Genomic DNA, 15,863 nt, shown 5'->3' on the forward strand with positions numbered 1-15,863 from the left:
GGAGGAGTGCAAGGTGACCATCGAGTCGCGCGGCATGGCATGGCGAATCAGCCTGCATTTCGCCGCGCTGTTTATTGTCCCCGGCGTTTATCTGCCGTTTTTCGCAGTCTGGCTCGAGTCGCGCAGTCTGGCGCCGACGCAGATCTCGATCATGCTGTCGGTCGGCATCCTGATGCGCCTGCTGGCCGGGCCGATGGCGGCGCATGTGGTCGACCGCAGCGGACGGCGCAAGACGGCGCTGATCCTTCTCGCCTGGGCGAGCCTCGCCAGCTTCGCGCTGCTCGGCTGGGTGGATGGTTTTGCCGCCATGCTGCTGGTGTGGGTCGTCCATTGCGCGGCCTGGGCGCCGGTGACGCCGTTCAGCGACAACATCGCCTTGCTGGCATCCACGCGGCACGGACTGCATTACGGCCGCATGCGGCTGTGGGGCAGCATCAGCTTTCTCTGCGCCGCCTATCTTTCCGGTCTGTGGCTGAAAGGCCGCGATGCCGACTGGATCTTCGTGCTGCTGCTGGGCGGCTACACGGCTCTGGTGCTGGGCGCTCATCTGCTGCCCGATCTGCGCCTGCCGCTGGACAAGCCGCGCGTCGGCGCGCCGGCTTTCCGCCTGCTGCGTTCGCGGCGTTTTCTGCTGTTCATGGGCGCTGCTGCCTGCCTGCAGGCCAGCCATGCCGCCTTCTATACCTTCGGCACGCTGCACTGGCGCAGTCTTGGTCATAGCGATGCGGCCATCGGCTGGCTCTGGGCCGAAGGCGTGGTGGCCGAGATCGTGCTGTTCGCCTTTGCCCAAAGAGTGCCGGCCTGGCTTGGCGGCACGGGTTTGCTGCTGATCGCGGCCACCGGCGGCCTGCTGCGCTGGAGCATCACGGCGGAGGCGGAAGACTATCTGCTGCTCGCAATTCTGCAGGTGCTGCATGCCGCCACTTTCGGGGCGGCGCATATCGGCGCGATGCGGCTGCTGTCGGACGGCGTGACGCCGAGTGACTCGGCCACGGCGCAGACGCTTTATGTCGCCGGCAACAGCGCCATGCTGGCGCTGGCGACGCTTGCGGTCGGGCCGATTTTTGCCTGGGGCGGCGGCGCGATCTATTGGGCGATGACAGCGCTGTCGCTGGTTGGCGGCGCCTGCGCGCTGATGCTCTGGCACAGGCGCGACAACCTGGTTTTCGCGCCGCCGCAGCCATAGCGGCCTCATGAAAGAAGCCCGCGGGTTGCGCCGCGGGCTTCTCCGATAGTTTGGATGGCCGTCAGGCCGAAGTGATCTTCGATGGCAGCGGCAGCGAGCGGAACTTCTGCCTGGTCGCCGCCATCAGGGCATTGGCGACAGCCGGAGCCAGCGGCGGCACGCCCGGTTCGCCGATGCCGGTCGGCGCTGCGTTGGAGGGCACGATATGCACCTCCACCTCCGGCATGCGGTCGATGCGCAGCACTTCGTAATCATGGAAGTTCGACTGCTCGACTGCGCCCTTGTTCAGGGTGATGCCGTTATACAGCACCGGCGTCAGCCCATAACCGATGCCGCCTTCCACCTGCGCCGTGATGATGTTTGGGTTGATCGCGATACCGCAATCCACCGCCGCGACCACCTTCTCGACGCGCCAGCTGCCATCCGGCTGCAATGATACTTCTGCCACCTCTGCCACGTAGGTGTTGAAGGATTCATGCACGGCGATTCCGCGGCTGCGGCCCGCCGGCAGCGGCTTGCCCCAGCCGGCCTTCTCGGCGGCGAGGTCCAGCGCACCGAGATGACGCGGATGCCGGTTCAGCATGCGGCGCCGCAGGGTGAGCGGATCCTGTCCGGTGGCCTGCGCGATCTCGTCCAGGAAGACTTCGGTCGCAAAGGCCGTATGCGTGCTTCCCACAGCGCGCCACCACAGAACCGGCACGCCGGCCTGCGTGGAGTGCAGCTCGACACTCATATTGGGAATGTCGTAGGGCAGGTTGGCGGCGCCCTCCACCGATGTGTGGTCGATGCCGTCTTTCACCATCACCGGTTCCAGCGGCGTGCCGGCCATGATCGACTGGCCGACAATGCGATGGCGCCAGCCGATGATCATGCCATTGGCATCCAATGCCGCAGCCAAGCTGTGGTGATACATCGGGCGATAGCGGCCGCCGCGGATATCATCCTCACGGGTCCAGACGAGCTTCACCGGCGCTTCGCCGTTGATCGCCTTGGCGATCTGCACGCCTTCGACGATGTAATCCGACTGCACCGTGGCGCGGCGGCCGAAGCTGCCGCCGGCGAACAGCGTGTTGATCTTCACCTGTTCGGGCTTGATGCCGAGGATACGCGCGGCATTCGCCTGATCGACGGTCTGGAACTGATCGCCAGCCCAGATTTCGACACCGTCCGCCGTCAGCCTGACGACGCAGTCCAGCGGCTCCATCGGCGCATGGGCGAGATAGGGGAAGTCGTAGGTCGCCTCGACTACCTTGGCCGCCTTGGCAAAGGCGGCATCGACATCGCCCTGCTTGCGTGCCGGCTTGCCGGGCGTTTTGGCGAGAGTCCTGTATTCGGCCAGGATCTCGTCCGTGCTGCGTTTCTCAGCGGCGGAATCGTCCCATTCGATCTCCAGGGCTTCGCGGCCCTTGCTGGCGGCCCAGAAATTCTTCGCTACGACGGCGACGCCATTGTCGATCTGCACCACATGCGTCACGCCGGGCACCGCCCTGGCCTTGGTCGCGTCGAAACGCTTCACCTTGGCGCCGAAAAGCGGCGGCCGCTGCAGTACGGCAGTAAGCTGGCCGGGCTGTTTCACATCGAGGGTGAACTGCGCCGTGCCGTTGCTTTTCGGGCGCGCATCGAGGCGTGGCACGTTCTTGCCGATGAGGGTGAACTCGCTCGGGTCTTTCAGCGTCACATCGGTCGGCGGCATCTGTCGCGCAGCGGCCTGCGCCAGTTCGCCGAAAGTCGCCTGGCGGTTCGAGGCGGCATGGCTGACCACGCCCTTGGAGACGGTGATCTCGCCGGGCGGCACCTTCCATTCCGCTGCTGCAGCGGCGACCAGCATGGCGCGCGCGGTGGCGCCGGCGCGGCGCAGCTGCTCGAATGAATTGGCAATCGCGGTGCTGCCGCCGGTGCCCTGGATCGTCCCGAAGGCCGAATTGGCGTAAAGCGCCGCATTGGCGGGCGCGCCTTCGGTGCGGATCTGCGACCAGTCGGCATCCAGTTCCTCGGCCACGATGGTGGCAAGGCCGGTGTAGGTGCCCTGGCCCATTTCCAGATGCTTCGACAGCACGGTGACGGTGTTGTCGGGCGAGATGCGGATGAAGGCATTCATCGTCTCGCCAAGCGGCTTGATGCTGCCATCGGTGACGGCGGCGGCCGCGGCCTTGCCGCGCGGCGCCCAGTGGAAACCGATCACCAGTCCGGCGATGGCAGCAGCGCTGCCTTGCAGGAAACGGCGGCGGTCGGCTTCAGGCAGAGTGAACTTGCTTTGCTCGGTCATTGTCGGTGCCTCGCTCTGGTTCAGGCGCGCAGCGTCTTGGCGGCGTCGTGGATGGCGCTGCGGATGCGAACATAGGTCGCGCAGCGGCAGATGTTGCCTTGCATCGCTTCGTTGATGTCGTCGTCGCTCGGCTGGGTGTTGGACGACAGAAGGGCCACCGCCGACATGATCTGGCCGGACTGGCAATAGCCGCATTGTGCGACCTCGTGCTTCACCCAGGCATCCTGCACCGCCTGGGCGACCTTGCCCTGCAGTCCTTCGATGGTGGTGACGCTCTGCCCTTCGACGGCGCTCAGGGGCGTCGAGCAGGAGCGGACGGGTTCGCCATCCACATGCATGGTGCAGGCGCCGCACTGGGCCATGCCGCAGCCGAATTTCGAACCCGTAAGCCCGATTTCGTCGCGTACTGCCCAAAGCAAAGGCATATCAGGGTCGACATCCAACGAAACTGGTTGGCCATTCAGCGTGAAATTTACAGCCATGGTGTCCCTCCACTTGGGGCGGTGAGGCAGAAAAGCAGTCTGGGTTTGCGTTGTACGGAAATGGCAGGGCGGTTGCTCCGCCTCTATGCTGAGATCAAGCGAAGTATGCTGCGGCTTGGCCAAGGCAATGGTCGCCGTCTCAGTGCAAAGATCATGGCACGAAAATCGTCGCAGACGATGCGGCTGCGGCGCTCATATCTGTGACGATGATTACAGTCTGACGTCGCTTTGAAATCGCAATCAATTAGGCACCTTGAAGGATGCATAGGCACTTTGAGGAAACCATTGGGTCGAACGGAATCGTTGGAGCGTGCGATGACAGAGGGTAAATCGTCCGTCCCGCCGGCTTGCGAAATCACCAAGGAGGCCGAGGATCTGGTGCGCGATCTGATGGTGCGCTTTGGTGATAAATGGAGCCTGCGCGTGATGGACGAGCTTTACGAGCGCGGCCCGATGCGCTTTTCACGCTTGCGTGAACGGCTGGATGGCATCAGCCAGAAGATGCTGACCCAGACGCTGCGCCTTTTGGAGCGCGATGGCGTCGTCGCCCGCCAGGTCTATGCCGAGGTGCCGCCGCGGGTCGATTATGCGCTGACCAAATCCGGAGTTGAATTATCCGAAGCCCTGTGCGGCGTGTGGGAATGGGCCATCCGCCATGTCGATGACGTCGCGGCATCGCGGCGCGCTTTCGACGGTCAGGCGCATGCCCGGCAGGGCAGCGATGACCAGTCCGCTGCCAAGGCGGGTTAACGGCCTGCCGGCGGGTTACGGCACATAAGGTTCAGAAGACTTCATGCGCTCGGCGATGAAGTCGAGAAACAGTCTCATCCGCGGCGGCAGATGGGCGCGTGAGGCATAGACTGCATAAAGATTGATCCGGTCGCATTCATAGGCTTGGAGCAGGCGCACCAGCCGGCCGGACCGGATATCGTCCTCCACGTCCCACAATGCCTTGCAGGCGACCGCATGCCCGTCGACCGCCCATTGATGAATGACTTCGGCATTGTTCGAGAGCAGCCGGCCGCTGACCCGGATCTCCCGCACATGGCCGTTCTCCTCGAATTTCCAGCCATCGAAGATCCGCCGGCCGCGCGCCAGCCGGGCGCAGTCGTGGTTGAGAAGGTCCTCGGGGCGTTCGATGGGAGGATAAGCGGCGAGATAGCGAGAAGACGCGACAATGACTCTCAGACTACGGATTAATGTCCGGGCAATGAGGCTTCCGTCGCTTGGCTCGTCGAGATAGAGCCCGATGTCGATTTCCTCTTCAAGAATGTCGACGGGCGCGTCACTCAGCACCAGTTCGATGCTGATCTCCGGATATTGCGCCGAGAATTCTGCGATCAGCGGCGCGATGCGGTTCCGGCCGATCTCCAGCGGCGCGCCCACGCGCAGGTATCCGCGGGGATGACCGGCCCGGGCCATGAGCTCGGTCTCGGTGTCATCGAGCGCGCGCAGGATGGCCTCGGCCCGCTCGAGCAGGAAGGTTCCTTCATCGGTCAGGGTGAAACGGCGAGAACCGCGTTCGATCAGCCGCACTCCGAGGCGATCTTCCAGCGCCGCAAGCCGCCGGCTGACCGCGGGCAGCGAGCTGCGGGTCCGTCGGGCCGCTTCAGAAAGGCTGCCTGCAGAGACGATACGCTGGAACAGGCGTAGATCCCCGATGTCATCAATCACGCTGCGATCCTTCCATTTTTCGGAAGGATGCCTTCAAGCGGCCGTGCCTACAAGACGCCGGCCGGGTGCCTGATATCCGCCGCGAAATGAAGCTGAACCAGCGAATGAAGAACCATGACCGATATTCCCGCGCCCGCCCTGTCCCCCGAGCAGCGCCTCCGCCGTCCCGCCCTGACGCCAGAGCAGCGTTTCCGCCGTAGCGTCTACAGCACGGTGGCGGCCGGAGCAGCGCTGCTCCTCTACATAGTTGTGGCCGATCAGTTCATGCCCGTAACGCCCGAGGCGAGGGTGCTCTACGACACGATCCGGGTTGCGCCGGAAGTCTCCGGTACCGTCGTCCAGGTCCATGTTACCAATGACCAGCCCGCCAAGGCCGGACAGGTCCTGTTCGAGATTGATCCCACCCGCTACGAGCTGGCGGTCACCGCCGCAGAACTGGCGGTCGAACAGGCGGAACAGACGATCCGTCAGCGTGATGCCGACATCGCCGAGGCCCGTGCTGCCGTCGCCAGCGCGAGGGCGGCCGCCGAGGAGGCGAGGCGCCAGGCAAATCGCATGGTGGAACTGAGCAAGCGCAATGCTGTCTCGCTCGCTGCTACCGATGCAGCGATAGCCAGGCGCGATGAAACCCGCGCAGCCCTTGGCGTTGCCGAGGCACGGTTGCGGGCAAGTCTCGTGCTCCGCGGCGAGGAGGGGCCCGACAATCTCTATCTGCGTGAGGCCCGCAACAAGCTCGCGCTTGCCCAACGGGACCTTCGGCAGACGAAGGTTGTCCTCGCCGAAGACGGCATCATCACCAACATGCGGCTGCGGCCGGGCAACTACATCTCCTCCGGCACGCCTGTTCTCGCCGTCGTCGGCCTGCAGCCGACTATCGCCGCCGACTTTCGCGAGAAGGCGCTGGCACGGGTGCAGGTCGGCGATCAGGCCCTCGTCAGCTTCGATGCCATTCCCGGACGTCTCTTCGAGGGGCATGTTGCCTCGATCGACGCCGGCATCGCGCAAGGGCAGGTCAATCCCGACGGCACCCTGGTCCAGACCGTCGAGACCGACCGCTGGATCCGCCGCGCCCAGCGCGTGCGGGTCAATGTCCAGCTGAATGATCCGCCGAGGCTTGTCAGCGGATCGCGCGCAACGGTGCAGCTCGTGCCAGGCGGTTCTCCCATCGCCCGCATGCTCGCCGAGGCCCAGATCCGGCTGATTGCCCTGGTGCGTTATGTCTACTGATTTTGCTCTCATGAGCGCCAATGACTGGCGGATGGCCTGCCGCATGGCCTTCGGCGGCTTTGTCGGCTGGGCCCTGGCGACGCTGTTTGGTTGGTCTTATGTCGTCTACTACGCCGTCTATCCGCTGGTTCTGATCGGCTTGGCGCCGGCCTATGACCGGCATATTGCCCTGCAGTTTCTGGCCAGCGCACCGACCGGCATGATCGCTGCCGGCATCATGGTAGGCGTGCTGTCCGCCTATCCGGTGGCGATGACGGCGGCCTATCTGGGCTTTGTGATCGTCTGCTTCGTGCTGATGACAGGTCCGCGCAAGCTGTTCATGTATGGGGCGGTATCGCTTGCTGTATGCAGCGGGCTGGTCCATTACGGCAGCTACCCCTATCCGGAAATGGCCTGGGAAGAGCTGTTCTGGGGCGCCGGCGGCGCCCTGACGTGCAGCGTTGTCCTTTATGTGCTGGCCTTCGCGCTGTTTCCGGATGCCGAGCCCCGTCCGCCCCGCATTCCGCCGCCGCGTTCGGCAGCCCAGCGCCGGCATCTCATCCTGTTGTGCACTTTCGGCGCGACCGGCTCCTTCATCTTCTTCCAGCTGTTCGAAATGAGCGACTCGCTCAGCGCGCAGATGGCGACGGTCCTCATCCTGCTGGGCATGACTCATGACGGCATCTGGAATGCCGGGCGCTCACGGCTTGTCGGCTCCGTCGTGGGATCGGTCCATGCGGTGCTGATCCAGCTCCTGGTCTCGTCCTACACAAGCTTCTGGCCGCTGACCGCCTGTGCCTATCTCGCTGGCCTGCTGTGGTTCAGTGTTGATCACGCGCGGGACAGGACCGGCCCCGGACGGGGGTTCGCTGCGGTGACGGCCCTGGCCATTCTCTATGGACTGCTGAATCCGACCGATGACCTGATCCGCAATTCGCTTTATCGCGGCGTGTCCGTCGTCGTCTCCATCTCGGTGATGCTGGTCTTCATCTCGTTGCTGCACTACCTGCTCAATCGCTTTCCCCGGACACGCTGGGAAGTGGCTGCCTGAAAACCTGAGCCCGGCCAATCGGGTCGTAGCCAAAAAAGAAAACGCCCCGCCAGAAAACCGGCGGGGCGCTGTAATGCTTGGCGATGATGCGAGGTATGATCAGTCCTTGGCCCGCTCGATATACGTGCCGCCTTCCTGGATGTTGATCACGATGCGCACGCCGGCGGTGATATGCGGCGGCACCATCACGCGCTGGCCGTTGGAGACGATCGCCGGCTTGTACGACGACGACGCGGTCTGGCCCTTCACGGTCGGCTCGGTCTCGGTGATCTCCAGCGTCACGGTCTGCGGCAGTTCGACCGAAACCGGACGGCCTTCATAGAGGCTGATCTCGACATGCATGCCGTCCTGCAGCCACACGGCCTGGTCGCCGATCACGTCGAGCGGAACCTGAATCTGTTCGTAATTCTCGATGTCCATGAAGGTGGCCTGATCGCCTTCGGTGAACAGATACTGGAATTCGCGGGTGTCGATGAAGACGCGCTCGACCGCCTCGGTCGTGCGATAGCGCTCAGTGGTCTTCAGCCCCGTCGCCAGATCGCGCAGATCGAGCTGGGTCACCGGCGTACCCTTGCCGGGCTGGATATTCTGCGCCGTGATCACCGCATAGAGCTTGTTGTTGATCTCAACCACATTGCCCTTGCGGAGCTGGTTGGCATTCACCTTGGCCATACATGTCTCTCCGAAACGATTTGCGCGGTTCTCGGCCTCTCAGCGCTGCTGGGATCGCAGCTTGTGAGACCGCGCTTGCGAAAAAGCCGGGCGGAAACTATCAGGTCGGGTATACCTTCTCAACCCGAGTCGCGGCCAAATATGCAATCCGGAAGGCAGCATGGCGGTATCCCCTGGTGGCGGCCGGACGTCTATGCCCGGCGTCGCCCCAACCTGCTGGTCCGCCAGACCGTGCTGCGGGCGATCCGCGAGACTTTCTCGGGCCGGGGCTTCATCGAGGTCGAGACGCCCGCCCTGCAGATCTCGCCCGGGCTGGAGCCGCATCTGAAGGCTTTCGTCACGACGCTGGAACATCCCGACGGCACGACGCGGCCGCTTTACCTGCACACCTCGCCCGAATTCGCCATGAAGAAGCTGCTGGCGGCGGGCGAAGAGAAGCTGTTCCAGCTTGCGCCCGTTTTTCGCAACGGCGAGCGGGCAGCAATGCATCATCCGGCCTTCACCATGCTGGAATGGTACCGGGCCAAGGCCGATTACCGCGCCATCATGAAGGATTGCGAAATCCTGCTGCATGCCGTCGGCGCGGTCACCGGCCAGCGGTTCCTGCGCTGGCAGGGACGCGAGGCCGATATCGTCCGGCCCTGGCAGTATCTCACCGTGCACGAAGCATTCGCCCGCTATGCGCAGCTCGATCTGGCGGCCTGCATCGGCGCCGATCCGCATCATCCTGATCTCGCGGCCATGCGCGAGGCCTGCGCCCGTATCGGCGTGCGGGTGGATGCGGGCGATTCCTGGGACGATCTGTATTTCCGCGTGGCGCTGAAAAAGGTCGAGCCGCAGCTTGGCCTCGAAGTGCCCTGCATCCTCTACGATTACCCGATCCACATGGCGGCCCTGAGCCGGCCGAAGAAAGACGCGCCGCATCTGGCCGAGCGGTTTGAGCTTTATGTCTGCGGCGTGGAACTGGCGAATGCCTTTTCCGAACTTACCGATGCCGCCGAGCAGCGCCGCCGCTTCGAAGCCGACATGGCGCTGAAGAAGCGGCTTTACGGCTACGATTATCCGATTGACGAAGATTTCATCATTGCCTTGCAGCATGGCTTGCCGGACTGCGCCGGCATCGCGCTGGGCGTGGATCGGCTGGTGATGCTGCTGACCGGCGCCAGCCGGATTGAGGAGGTGTTGTGGCTGCCGGTCGCCGAATAGGGTTGGTCATCGCCATCCTGTTGATGGCCGCCGGCTGCGCGCAGCGCCAGGCGGCTCTGCCGCCGGTGCCGATGCCCGCGCCGCAGCCGGGGCCGGGCATGCATATGTGGCCCAACCGCGATGCGATCCAGTCGGCCTGCCTGAACGATCTCGCCGCCACCGGCGCGCAGTTCGAACTGATTGCCCAGGCCGAGCCGGGCAAGAACGGCTGTACCCTGGTCAATGGCGTGAAGCTCACCCGCACCACGGTGCCGCTCAATCTGCCGGTGGAAATGACCTGTCCGATGGCGCTGCGCTATATGCAGTTCGAGCAGACAGTGCTGCAGCCTGAGGCACAGCGCCTGTTCGGCCGGCCTTTGGGGCAGGTCAATCATGCCGGCGGCTTCACCTGCCGCCGGATGACGGGGGGCGGCGGGCGGCTGAGCGAGCATGCCCATGGCCGTGCCTTCGACATCTGGGGCTTCACCTTGAGCGACGGCACGCGGCTGTCGGTGAAGGATCATTTCCGCGCGCGCGGCGCCATCGGCGAGTATCTCCGCAATGTCAGCCGCCAGGCCTGCCGCTATTTCTCCGTCGTGCTCGGGCCCAATGGCGACGCCAACCATCAGGATCATTTCCATTGGGATATCGGACCCTGGCCACGCTGCGGTGGATAACACGCGGCCATGTTTCGTCTATAAGCGCTTTCTGTTGATTTTTTGTTCTCCAATGCTAGAGTCTCTTGATGAGACTCGCTCATGGATCGTGCCCCGCCCCATAATCCGCCAGCGCCAAGCCGAGCCTCGGGCCGCAAGACCTGGGAAGCCTCCTCGCTGGGCTGGCTCTATCTCGACCTGAACAGCTATTTCGCCTCGGTGGAGCAGCAGCTCCAGCCGCGGCTGCGCGGCCGGCCGGTCGCCGTGGTGCCGGTGATGACCGATACCACCTGCGCCATCGCGGCCTCCTACGAAGCGAAAGCCTTCGGCATCAAGACCGGCACGCCGATCTGGGAAGCCAAGCAGAAATGCCCCGACATCGCGCTGGTGCCGGCGCGCCATGATGTCTATGTCGATTTCCATCACAGGATTCTGGATGAGGTCGACCGCCATATCCCGGTGGAGAAGGTCTGGTCGATCGACGAGATGGCCTGCCGCCTGATGGGGCCGCAGCGGCTGGAGGCCGAAGCGGTGGTGCTGGCGCAGCGCATCAAGCAGGGACTGCTCGACAATCTCGGCGAGTGCATCCGCTGCTCCATCGGCATCGCGCCGAATGCCTATCTCGCCAAGGTCGCCAGCGACATGCAGAAGCCCGACGGCCTGGTGGTGCTGCGCGCCGAAGATCTGCCCGGGCCGCTGTTCAAGCTGAAACTGCGCGATCTGCCGGGTATCGGCGCCAATATGGAAACGCGCCTGCGCCAGGCCGGAATCGATACGATCGAGACGTTGTGGAACCTGTCTGCGCGCGATGCGCGGCGGATCTGGGGCGGCGTTGCGGGCGAGGATTTCCTGGCGCGGCTGCATGGTCGGCAGTTGCAGGAGGTCGCGCAGGGCCGCCGCAGCATCAGCCACAGCCATGTCCTGCCGCCCGATCTGCGCAGCCTCGGCGCGGCTGAACTGGTGGTGCGGCGCCTGGCGGCGAAAGCCGGCAGCCGCGTGCGCCGCATGGGCTTCTTTGCGCGTCAGGTCGATGTCAGCGTGCGGTTCGAGAATGGCGAGCGCTGGGCCGATACCTTCCGCCTGACCGAGACGCAGGACAATTTCGTCATCCTCGATGGCGTCAGCCGCCTGTGGCGCCGCCTGCGGCAGGAGGAGAGGGGGCGTAGGCTGAAGAAGGTCGGCATCGTGCTGCATGACCTGATCGCCGAGACGGAAACGACGCTTGATCTGTTTGGCGGCGGCTCGGGCTTCGAGCGCGATATCTCGGTTGCCCAGACGCGCGCCAAGCTGTCCGGCGTGCTCGATCAGCTCAATGCGAAATTCGGCAGGGACACGGTCGCCATCGGCCAGTTGCCGGCCGAGCGCGAAGGTTTCATGGGCGCCAAGATCGCTTTCAACCGCATCCCCGAGCGTGCCGAATTCAAGGAGTAAGATGCGGCGCTATCATGGAAATCCGGTATTCCATCGGCCTGCGCATCACGCATGTGTGCCATGCGTGATCATCGTTTCTGCTTGACGGCGGCGCGGCCGCGCCGTATCACGCTGACCCATCATCGTGGTGATTTGAGCCGACCGGCTTGCGGACCACGTAAAACAAACCGCTAAAAGGTCGGGTGGTTGGACAAACCCCGGGCCTGCGGCGCCGGGGTTTTTTGATGCCCCGCCCGCCGCCGCCCGGCGCGAGGACGAGACGACGATGAACGAGATGGCGGGCGGCAAGGCAACGGATCAGCGTAAAAAGGATCAGCGCAATTGGCGGCTGGCGACGCGGATGGTGCGCGGCGCCACCAACCGTTCGCAGCATGGCGAGACCTCGGAAGCGATCTTCCTCAATTCCGGTTTCTGCTACGACAATGCCGAGGCAGCCGAAGCGCGCTTCAAGAACGAGGCGCCGGGCTTCGTCTACAGCCGTTACGAAAATCCCACCGTGCAGATGTTCGAGCAGCGCATGGCGCTGATCGAAGGCGCTGAAGCAGCCCGCGGCACTGCCAGCGGCATGGCTGCTGTGAATGCAGCGCTGACCTGCCAGCTGAAGGCCGGCGACGAGCTTGTCTCATCGCGCGCGGTGTTTGGCTCGATCGCCTATATCGTCAATGACCTGCTGCCGCGCTTCGGCGTCAAGACCACGATGGTGGATGGAACCGATCTGGCGCAGTGGGAGAAGGCGATCACGCCGCGCACCAAAGTCGTCTTCCTGGAAACGCCGGCCAATCCGACCCTGGAAGTCATCGATATCGAAGCCGTCGCCAAGCTGGCGCATCGCCACGGCGCGCGGCTGGTGATCGACAATGTGTTTGCCACCCCGGTGCTGCAAAAGCCGCTGCAGCTCGGTGCCGATATCGTCGTCTATTCCGCGACCAAGCATATCGACGGGCAGGGGCGCTGTCTGGGCGGCGTCGTGCTCGGCCCGAAAAGCTTCATCGAGGATGAGCTGTCGCCCTATCTGCGCCATACCGGCCCGGCGCTCAGCCCGTTCAACGCCTGGGTATTGCTGAAGGGCCTGGAAACGCTGGAGTTGCGCGTCGCCCGCCATGTCGAGAACGCCGCCAAGGTGGCCGACGCTCTGGCCGCGCATAAAAATGTAGTCAAGGTTCTCTATCCCGGCCGCGCCGACCACCCGCAGCATGCGCTGGCGCTGCGCCAGATGCAGGCCGGCAGCAACATGGTCGCCTTCTGCCCGAAGGGCGGCAAGGAGGGCGCGTTCCGTTTCCTCAATGCTTTGAATCTCATCGATATTTCCAACAATCTGGGCGATTCCAAAAGCCTCATCACCCACCCTGGCACCACCACACACCAGAGGTTGAGTGCAGAGGAGAAGGCACGGTTGGGGATCACCGAGGACCTGCTGCGCATGTCGGTCGGCCTGGAAGATGCTCAGGACCTGATCGAGGATCTGGTCCAGGCCCTTGATAAATTAAGCTGATCTGCCCGCAGCCTCTGTTGCCGATATGCCACAGCCCGGCATTTTCGCTCCCGGGCAGGCGGAAGGGTTTCCCGGTTGCCCGGGGCTGCTGTTATAGTCGCCTCTGGTTGAGGCTACCCGCTGAGCCCCCCGGGCTCCATAAAAATGCTTCTGAGGAGATCACTCATGAATGTTCGTATCGCTTTGCTGACCGGCGCCGCCCTGCTGGGCTTGGCCTCGGCTCCGGCCTTGGCGCAGTCGCAGGGTCCCTATGTCGGCGTCGCTGGCGGTGCTAGCTGGATTGAGGACGCCGATATCAACGGCGCCGGCGCCGTGAATACCCTGGAGTTTGACACCGGCTGGGCCGCCCTTCTGAAGGGTGGTTATGCGCTGGGCAACGGCCTGCGCCCGGAACTGGAATTCGGCATCCGCGATTTTGACGTCGACGGCGTCAATGGCGGCGGTTCCGCCAGCGGCGATCTCCGCACCTACACCGTGTTCGCCAACCTGCTGTACGATTTCATGCCGCAGGGCAACTGGAGTCCGTATCTGGGCGCCGGTGTCGGCTATGTCCGCTCCAAGCTCGACGGCAGCATCAACGGCGTCAGCGGCAGCGACACCGACAACACCTGGGGCGCCCAGGCCATTGCCGGTCTGTGGTACGCGATCACCCCGAACTGGCTGGTCAGCGCCGACTACCGCTACATGTACACCGGCGATCTCGACTATAACGCCGGTGCGGCAGGCATCGAGCTCGGCAACGAGATCCACACCGTCATGCTCGGCCTGACCTATCGCTTCGGCGCTCCGGCTCCGGCTCCGCAGCCGGCCGTCGCTCCGGCGCCTGCGCCGGCCCCGGCCCCGGCTCCGGCTCCGGCCGCCGCTCCGGCCCCGGCGCCGCGTCTGCCTGAGACCTATGTCGTGTTCTTCGCCTGGGACAGCGCGGATATCAGCCCGGTTGCCGCTCAGGTGCTTGACCGCGCCATCGCCGACTTCCGCGCCACCGGCATGACCAACGTCGTCATCGAAGGCCACGCCGACCGTTCGGGTAACGAGGCCTATAACCAGCGCCTGTCGCAGCGCCGCGCCGACGCCGTCGCCGCCTACCTGCGCAGCAAGGGCATCGGCCAGAACCAGATCCAGACCGCGGCCTTCGGCGAAACCCGTCCGCGCGTTCCGACCGCCGACGGCGTCCGCAACGACGAAAACCGCCGCGCCGAAGTGTATCTGCGCAAGTAAGTCATCGACCCTTATCGGGTTTTCCGGCACGGCCGTCCCTCTGGGGCGGCCGTTGCCATTTTCGGTATCCCGTAAAGAGCCGCTGCGCCTTCATCTGCACCTCGCTTGGCTGGACATTCGCGGTCCGGCTCCTACTATTGGCAGCGGGCCGCGTCAGGGTGGTAAGGCGCGCGAACGGAAGGACGATGTATCAGCAGACGACGTATCAGCAGACGACCCGCAACATCCAAGTCACCGTGCAGCCGATCTTCCTGGAAGAGCAGTCTTCGCCCGACGAGAGCTATTTCGTCTGGGCCTATAACGTGAAGATCGAGAATGGCGGGACCGAGACGGTGCAGTTGCGCAGCCGCTATTGGCGGATCACCGATGCCCGCGGCCGCATCGACGAAGTGCGCGGGCCGGGCGTGGTGGGCGAGCAGCCGGTGCTCGGTCCGGGCGAGAGTTTCGAATACACCAGCGGCACGCCGCTGCCGACGCCGTCGGGTTTCATGGTCGGCACCTACCGGATGGTGACCGAGTCGGGCGAGGAGTTCGATGTCGCGATCCCCGCCTTTTCGCTGGACAGCCCTCACGAGGCGCGGCGCGTGAATTGATCCGGCCCGAAAGAGTCTGGGCCGGCAGAATAAGGAGTTCAGGGTGACAGGTGCAGTGAAGAGCGGAAGCGTGCAGGCCTTTGCCAAGGCCAACGATGTCGCGAAGGTGGAGCGGCCGAGCCGCGAAGAGGCCGAGGCCGCGGTGCGGACGCTGATCCGCTGGGCCGGCGACGATCCCGACCGCGAGGGCCTGCGAGGCACGCCGGATCGCGTGGTGCGGTCCTATGAGGAATTCTTCGCCGGTTACGGCGAAGACCCGGTCGCTCTGCTTGAGCGCACCTTCGAGGAGATCGACGGCTACGACGAGATGGTCGTGCTGCGCGACATCCGGCTGGAAAGCCATTGCGAGCATCACATGGTGCCGATCATCGGCAAGGCGCATGTCGCCTATCTGCCGGGCAAGCGCGTCGTCGGCATCTCCAAGCTGGCCCGCGTAGTTGAGGTCTATGCCCGCCGGCTGCAGATTCAGGAGAAGCTGACTGCCCAGGTGGCAAACACCATCCAGGCGGTGCTGCAGCCGCGCGGCGTTGCCGTGGTGATCGAGGCCGGGCATCAATGCATGACCACCCGCGGCGTGCACAAGCCGGGCGTGACCATGGTGACCAGCCGCATGCTGGGTGCCTTCCGCGACGATCCGCGCACCCGGCAGGAATTCCTCACCATGATCGGCACGCCGATCGGGCGCGGCCAGGATTGAGGCCGGGCCCGATCGCGCGTTTCAGACCGGGAAAGGTGAGGGCGCGCCATGTCG

General features: G+C 64.4%; 15 protein-coding genes and 1 riboswitch. Of the genes, 11 read left to right on the top strand and 4 right to left on the bottom strand.

All coding sequences use genetic code 11. The features are described from left to right. Positions 1–13 precede the first annotated feature (13 nt). Complete coding sequence (locus tag Q0603_RS05975) at positions 14–1,186, top strand: MFS transporter (protein ID WP_298723486.1); 1,173 nt, start codon at positions 14–16, stop codon at positions 1,184–1,186. 61 nt (positions 1,187–1,247) lie between these two features. Here Q0603_RS05975 and Q0603_RS05980 read toward each other — a convergent pair whose 3' ends face one another. Both Q0603_RS05980 and Q0603_RS05985 read right to left on the bottom strand, forming a co-directional pair. Continuing rightward, complete coding sequence (locus tag Q0603_RS05980; protein ID WP_298723489.1) at positions 1,248–3,452, bottom strand: xanthine dehydrogenase family protein molybdopterin-binding subunit; 2,205 nt, start codon at positions 3,450–3,452, stop codon at positions 1,248–1,250. Between the two features lie 20 nt (positions 3,453–3,472). After that, a complete protein-coding gene (locus tag Q0603_RS05985; RefSeq protein WP_298723493.1) occupies positions 3,473–3,934 on the bottom strand; it encodes a (2Fe-2S)-binding protein in 462 nt (153 codons plus the stop codon). A 315-nt stretch (positions 3,935–4,249) separates the two neighbouring features. On the opposite strand from Q0603_RS05985, the gene Q0603_RS05990 reads away from it, so the two are divergent. Beyond that, positions 4,250–4,684, top strand: coding sequence for a helix-turn-helix domain-containing protein (locus Q0603_RS05990; RefSeq protein WP_298723497.1), 435 nt, complete (start codon positions 4,250–4,252; stop codon positions 4,682–4,684). 15 nt (positions 4,685–4,699) lie between these two features. Here the strand turns inward: Q0603_RS05990 and Q0603_RS05995 are convergent, their stop codons facing one another. Next, on the bottom strand, positions 4,700–5,608 hold the full coding sequence (locus tag Q0603_RS05995; protein WP_298723500.1) for a LysR family transcriptional regulator: 909 nt from the start codon (positions 5,606–5,608) through the stop codon (positions 4,700–4,702). 114 nt (positions 5,609–5,722) lie between these two features. On the opposite strand from Q0603_RS05995, the gene Q0603_RS06000 reads away from it, so the two are divergent. Beyond that, positions 5,723–6,835 carry an HlyD family secretion protein gene (locus tag Q0603_RS06000; RefSeq protein WP_298723503.1) on the top strand — a complete coding sequence of 371 codons (1,113 nt, stop codon included), beginning with the start codon at positions 5,723–5,725 and terminating at the stop codon, positions 6,833–6,835. Between the two features lie 10 nt (positions 6,836–6,845). After that, the gene (locus Q0603_RS06005) at positions 6,846–7,865 is read left to right on the top strand and encodes a DUF2955 domain-containing protein (protein WP_298723505.1); all 1,020 of its coding nucleotides are present in this window, start codon (positions 6,846–6,848) and stop codon (positions 7,863–7,865) included. Between the two features lie 99 nt (positions 7,866–7,964). On the opposite strand, the gene efp is transcribed toward Q0603_RS06005, so the two are convergent. Continuing rightward, the gene (efp, locus tag Q0603_RS06010) at positions 7,965–8,537 is read right to left on the bottom strand and encodes an elongation factor P (protein ID WP_298723508.1); all 573 of its coding nucleotides are present in this window, start codon (positions 8,535–8,537) and stop codon (positions 7,965–7,967) included. 141 nt (positions 8,538–8,678) lie between these two features. On the opposite strand from efp, the gene epmA reads away from it, so the two are divergent. The 7 genes from epmA (at position 8,679) to folE (ending at position 15,809) form a co-directional block, all read left to right on the top strand. Further along, complete coding sequence (gene epmA, locus Q0603_RS06015) at positions 8,679–9,743, top strand: EF-P lysine aminoacylase EpmA (protein ID WP_298723511.1); 1,065 nt, start codon at positions 8,679–8,681, stop codon at positions 9,741–9,743. Continuing rightward, the gene (locus Q0603_RS06020; protein ID WP_298723514.1) at positions 9,722–10,399 is read left to right on the top strand and encodes an extensin family protein; all 678 of its coding nucleotides are present in this window, start codon (positions 9,722–9,724) and stop codon (positions 10,397–10,399) included. Before epmA ends, Q0603_RS06020 begins: the two co-directional genes overlap by 22 nt. Before the next feature lie 81 nt (positions 10,400–10,480). Beyond that, the gene (locus tag Q0603_RS06025) at positions 10,481–11,809 is read left to right on the top strand and encodes a hypothetical protein (RefSeq protein ID WP_298723517.1); all 1,329 of its coding nucleotides are present in this window, start codon (positions 10,481–10,483) and stop codon (positions 11,807–11,809) included. A 114-nt stretch (positions 11,810–11,923) separates the two neighbouring features. After that, a riboswitch (SAM riboswitch) is annotated at positions 11,924–12,003 on the top strand. A 71-nt stretch (positions 12,004–12,074) separates the two neighbouring features. Then, the gene (metZ, locus tag Q0603_RS06030) at positions 12,075–13,301 is read left to right on the top strand and encodes an O-succinylhomoserine sulfhydrylase (RefSeq protein ID WP_366132449.1); all 1,227 of its coding nucleotides are present in this window, start codon (positions 12,075–12,077) and stop codon (positions 13,299–13,301) included. A 165-nt stretch (positions 13,302–13,466) separates the two neighbouring features. Then, positions 13,467–14,519 carry an OmpA family protein gene (locus tag Q0603_RS06035; protein ID WP_298723519.1) on the top strand — a complete coding sequence of 351 codons (1,053 nt, stop codon included), beginning with the start codon at positions 13,467–13,469 and terminating at the stop codon, positions 14,517–14,519. Between the two features lie 185 nt (positions 14,520–14,704). Then, a complete protein-coding gene (gene apaG / locus Q0603_RS06040; RefSeq protein ID WP_298723522.1) occupies positions 14,705–15,112 on the top strand; it encodes a Co2+/Mg2+ efflux protein ApaG in 408 nt (135 codons plus the stop codon). A 70-nt stretch (positions 15,113–15,182) separates the two neighbouring features. Next, positions 15,183–15,809, top strand: a complete 627-nt coding sequence (gene folE, locus Q0603_RS06045; protein WP_298724209.1) for a GTP cyclohydrolase I FolE — start codon at positions 15,183–15,185, stop codon at positions 15,807–15,809. The last annotated feature ends 54 nt before the right edge of the window (positions 15,810–15,863 follow it).

Origin of the sequence: uncultured Ferrovibrio sp., from assembly GCF_937960835.1 — a bacterium.
GTDB lineage: Bacteria > Pseudomonadota > Alphaproteobacteria > Ferrovibrionales > Ferrovibrionaceae > Ferrovibrio.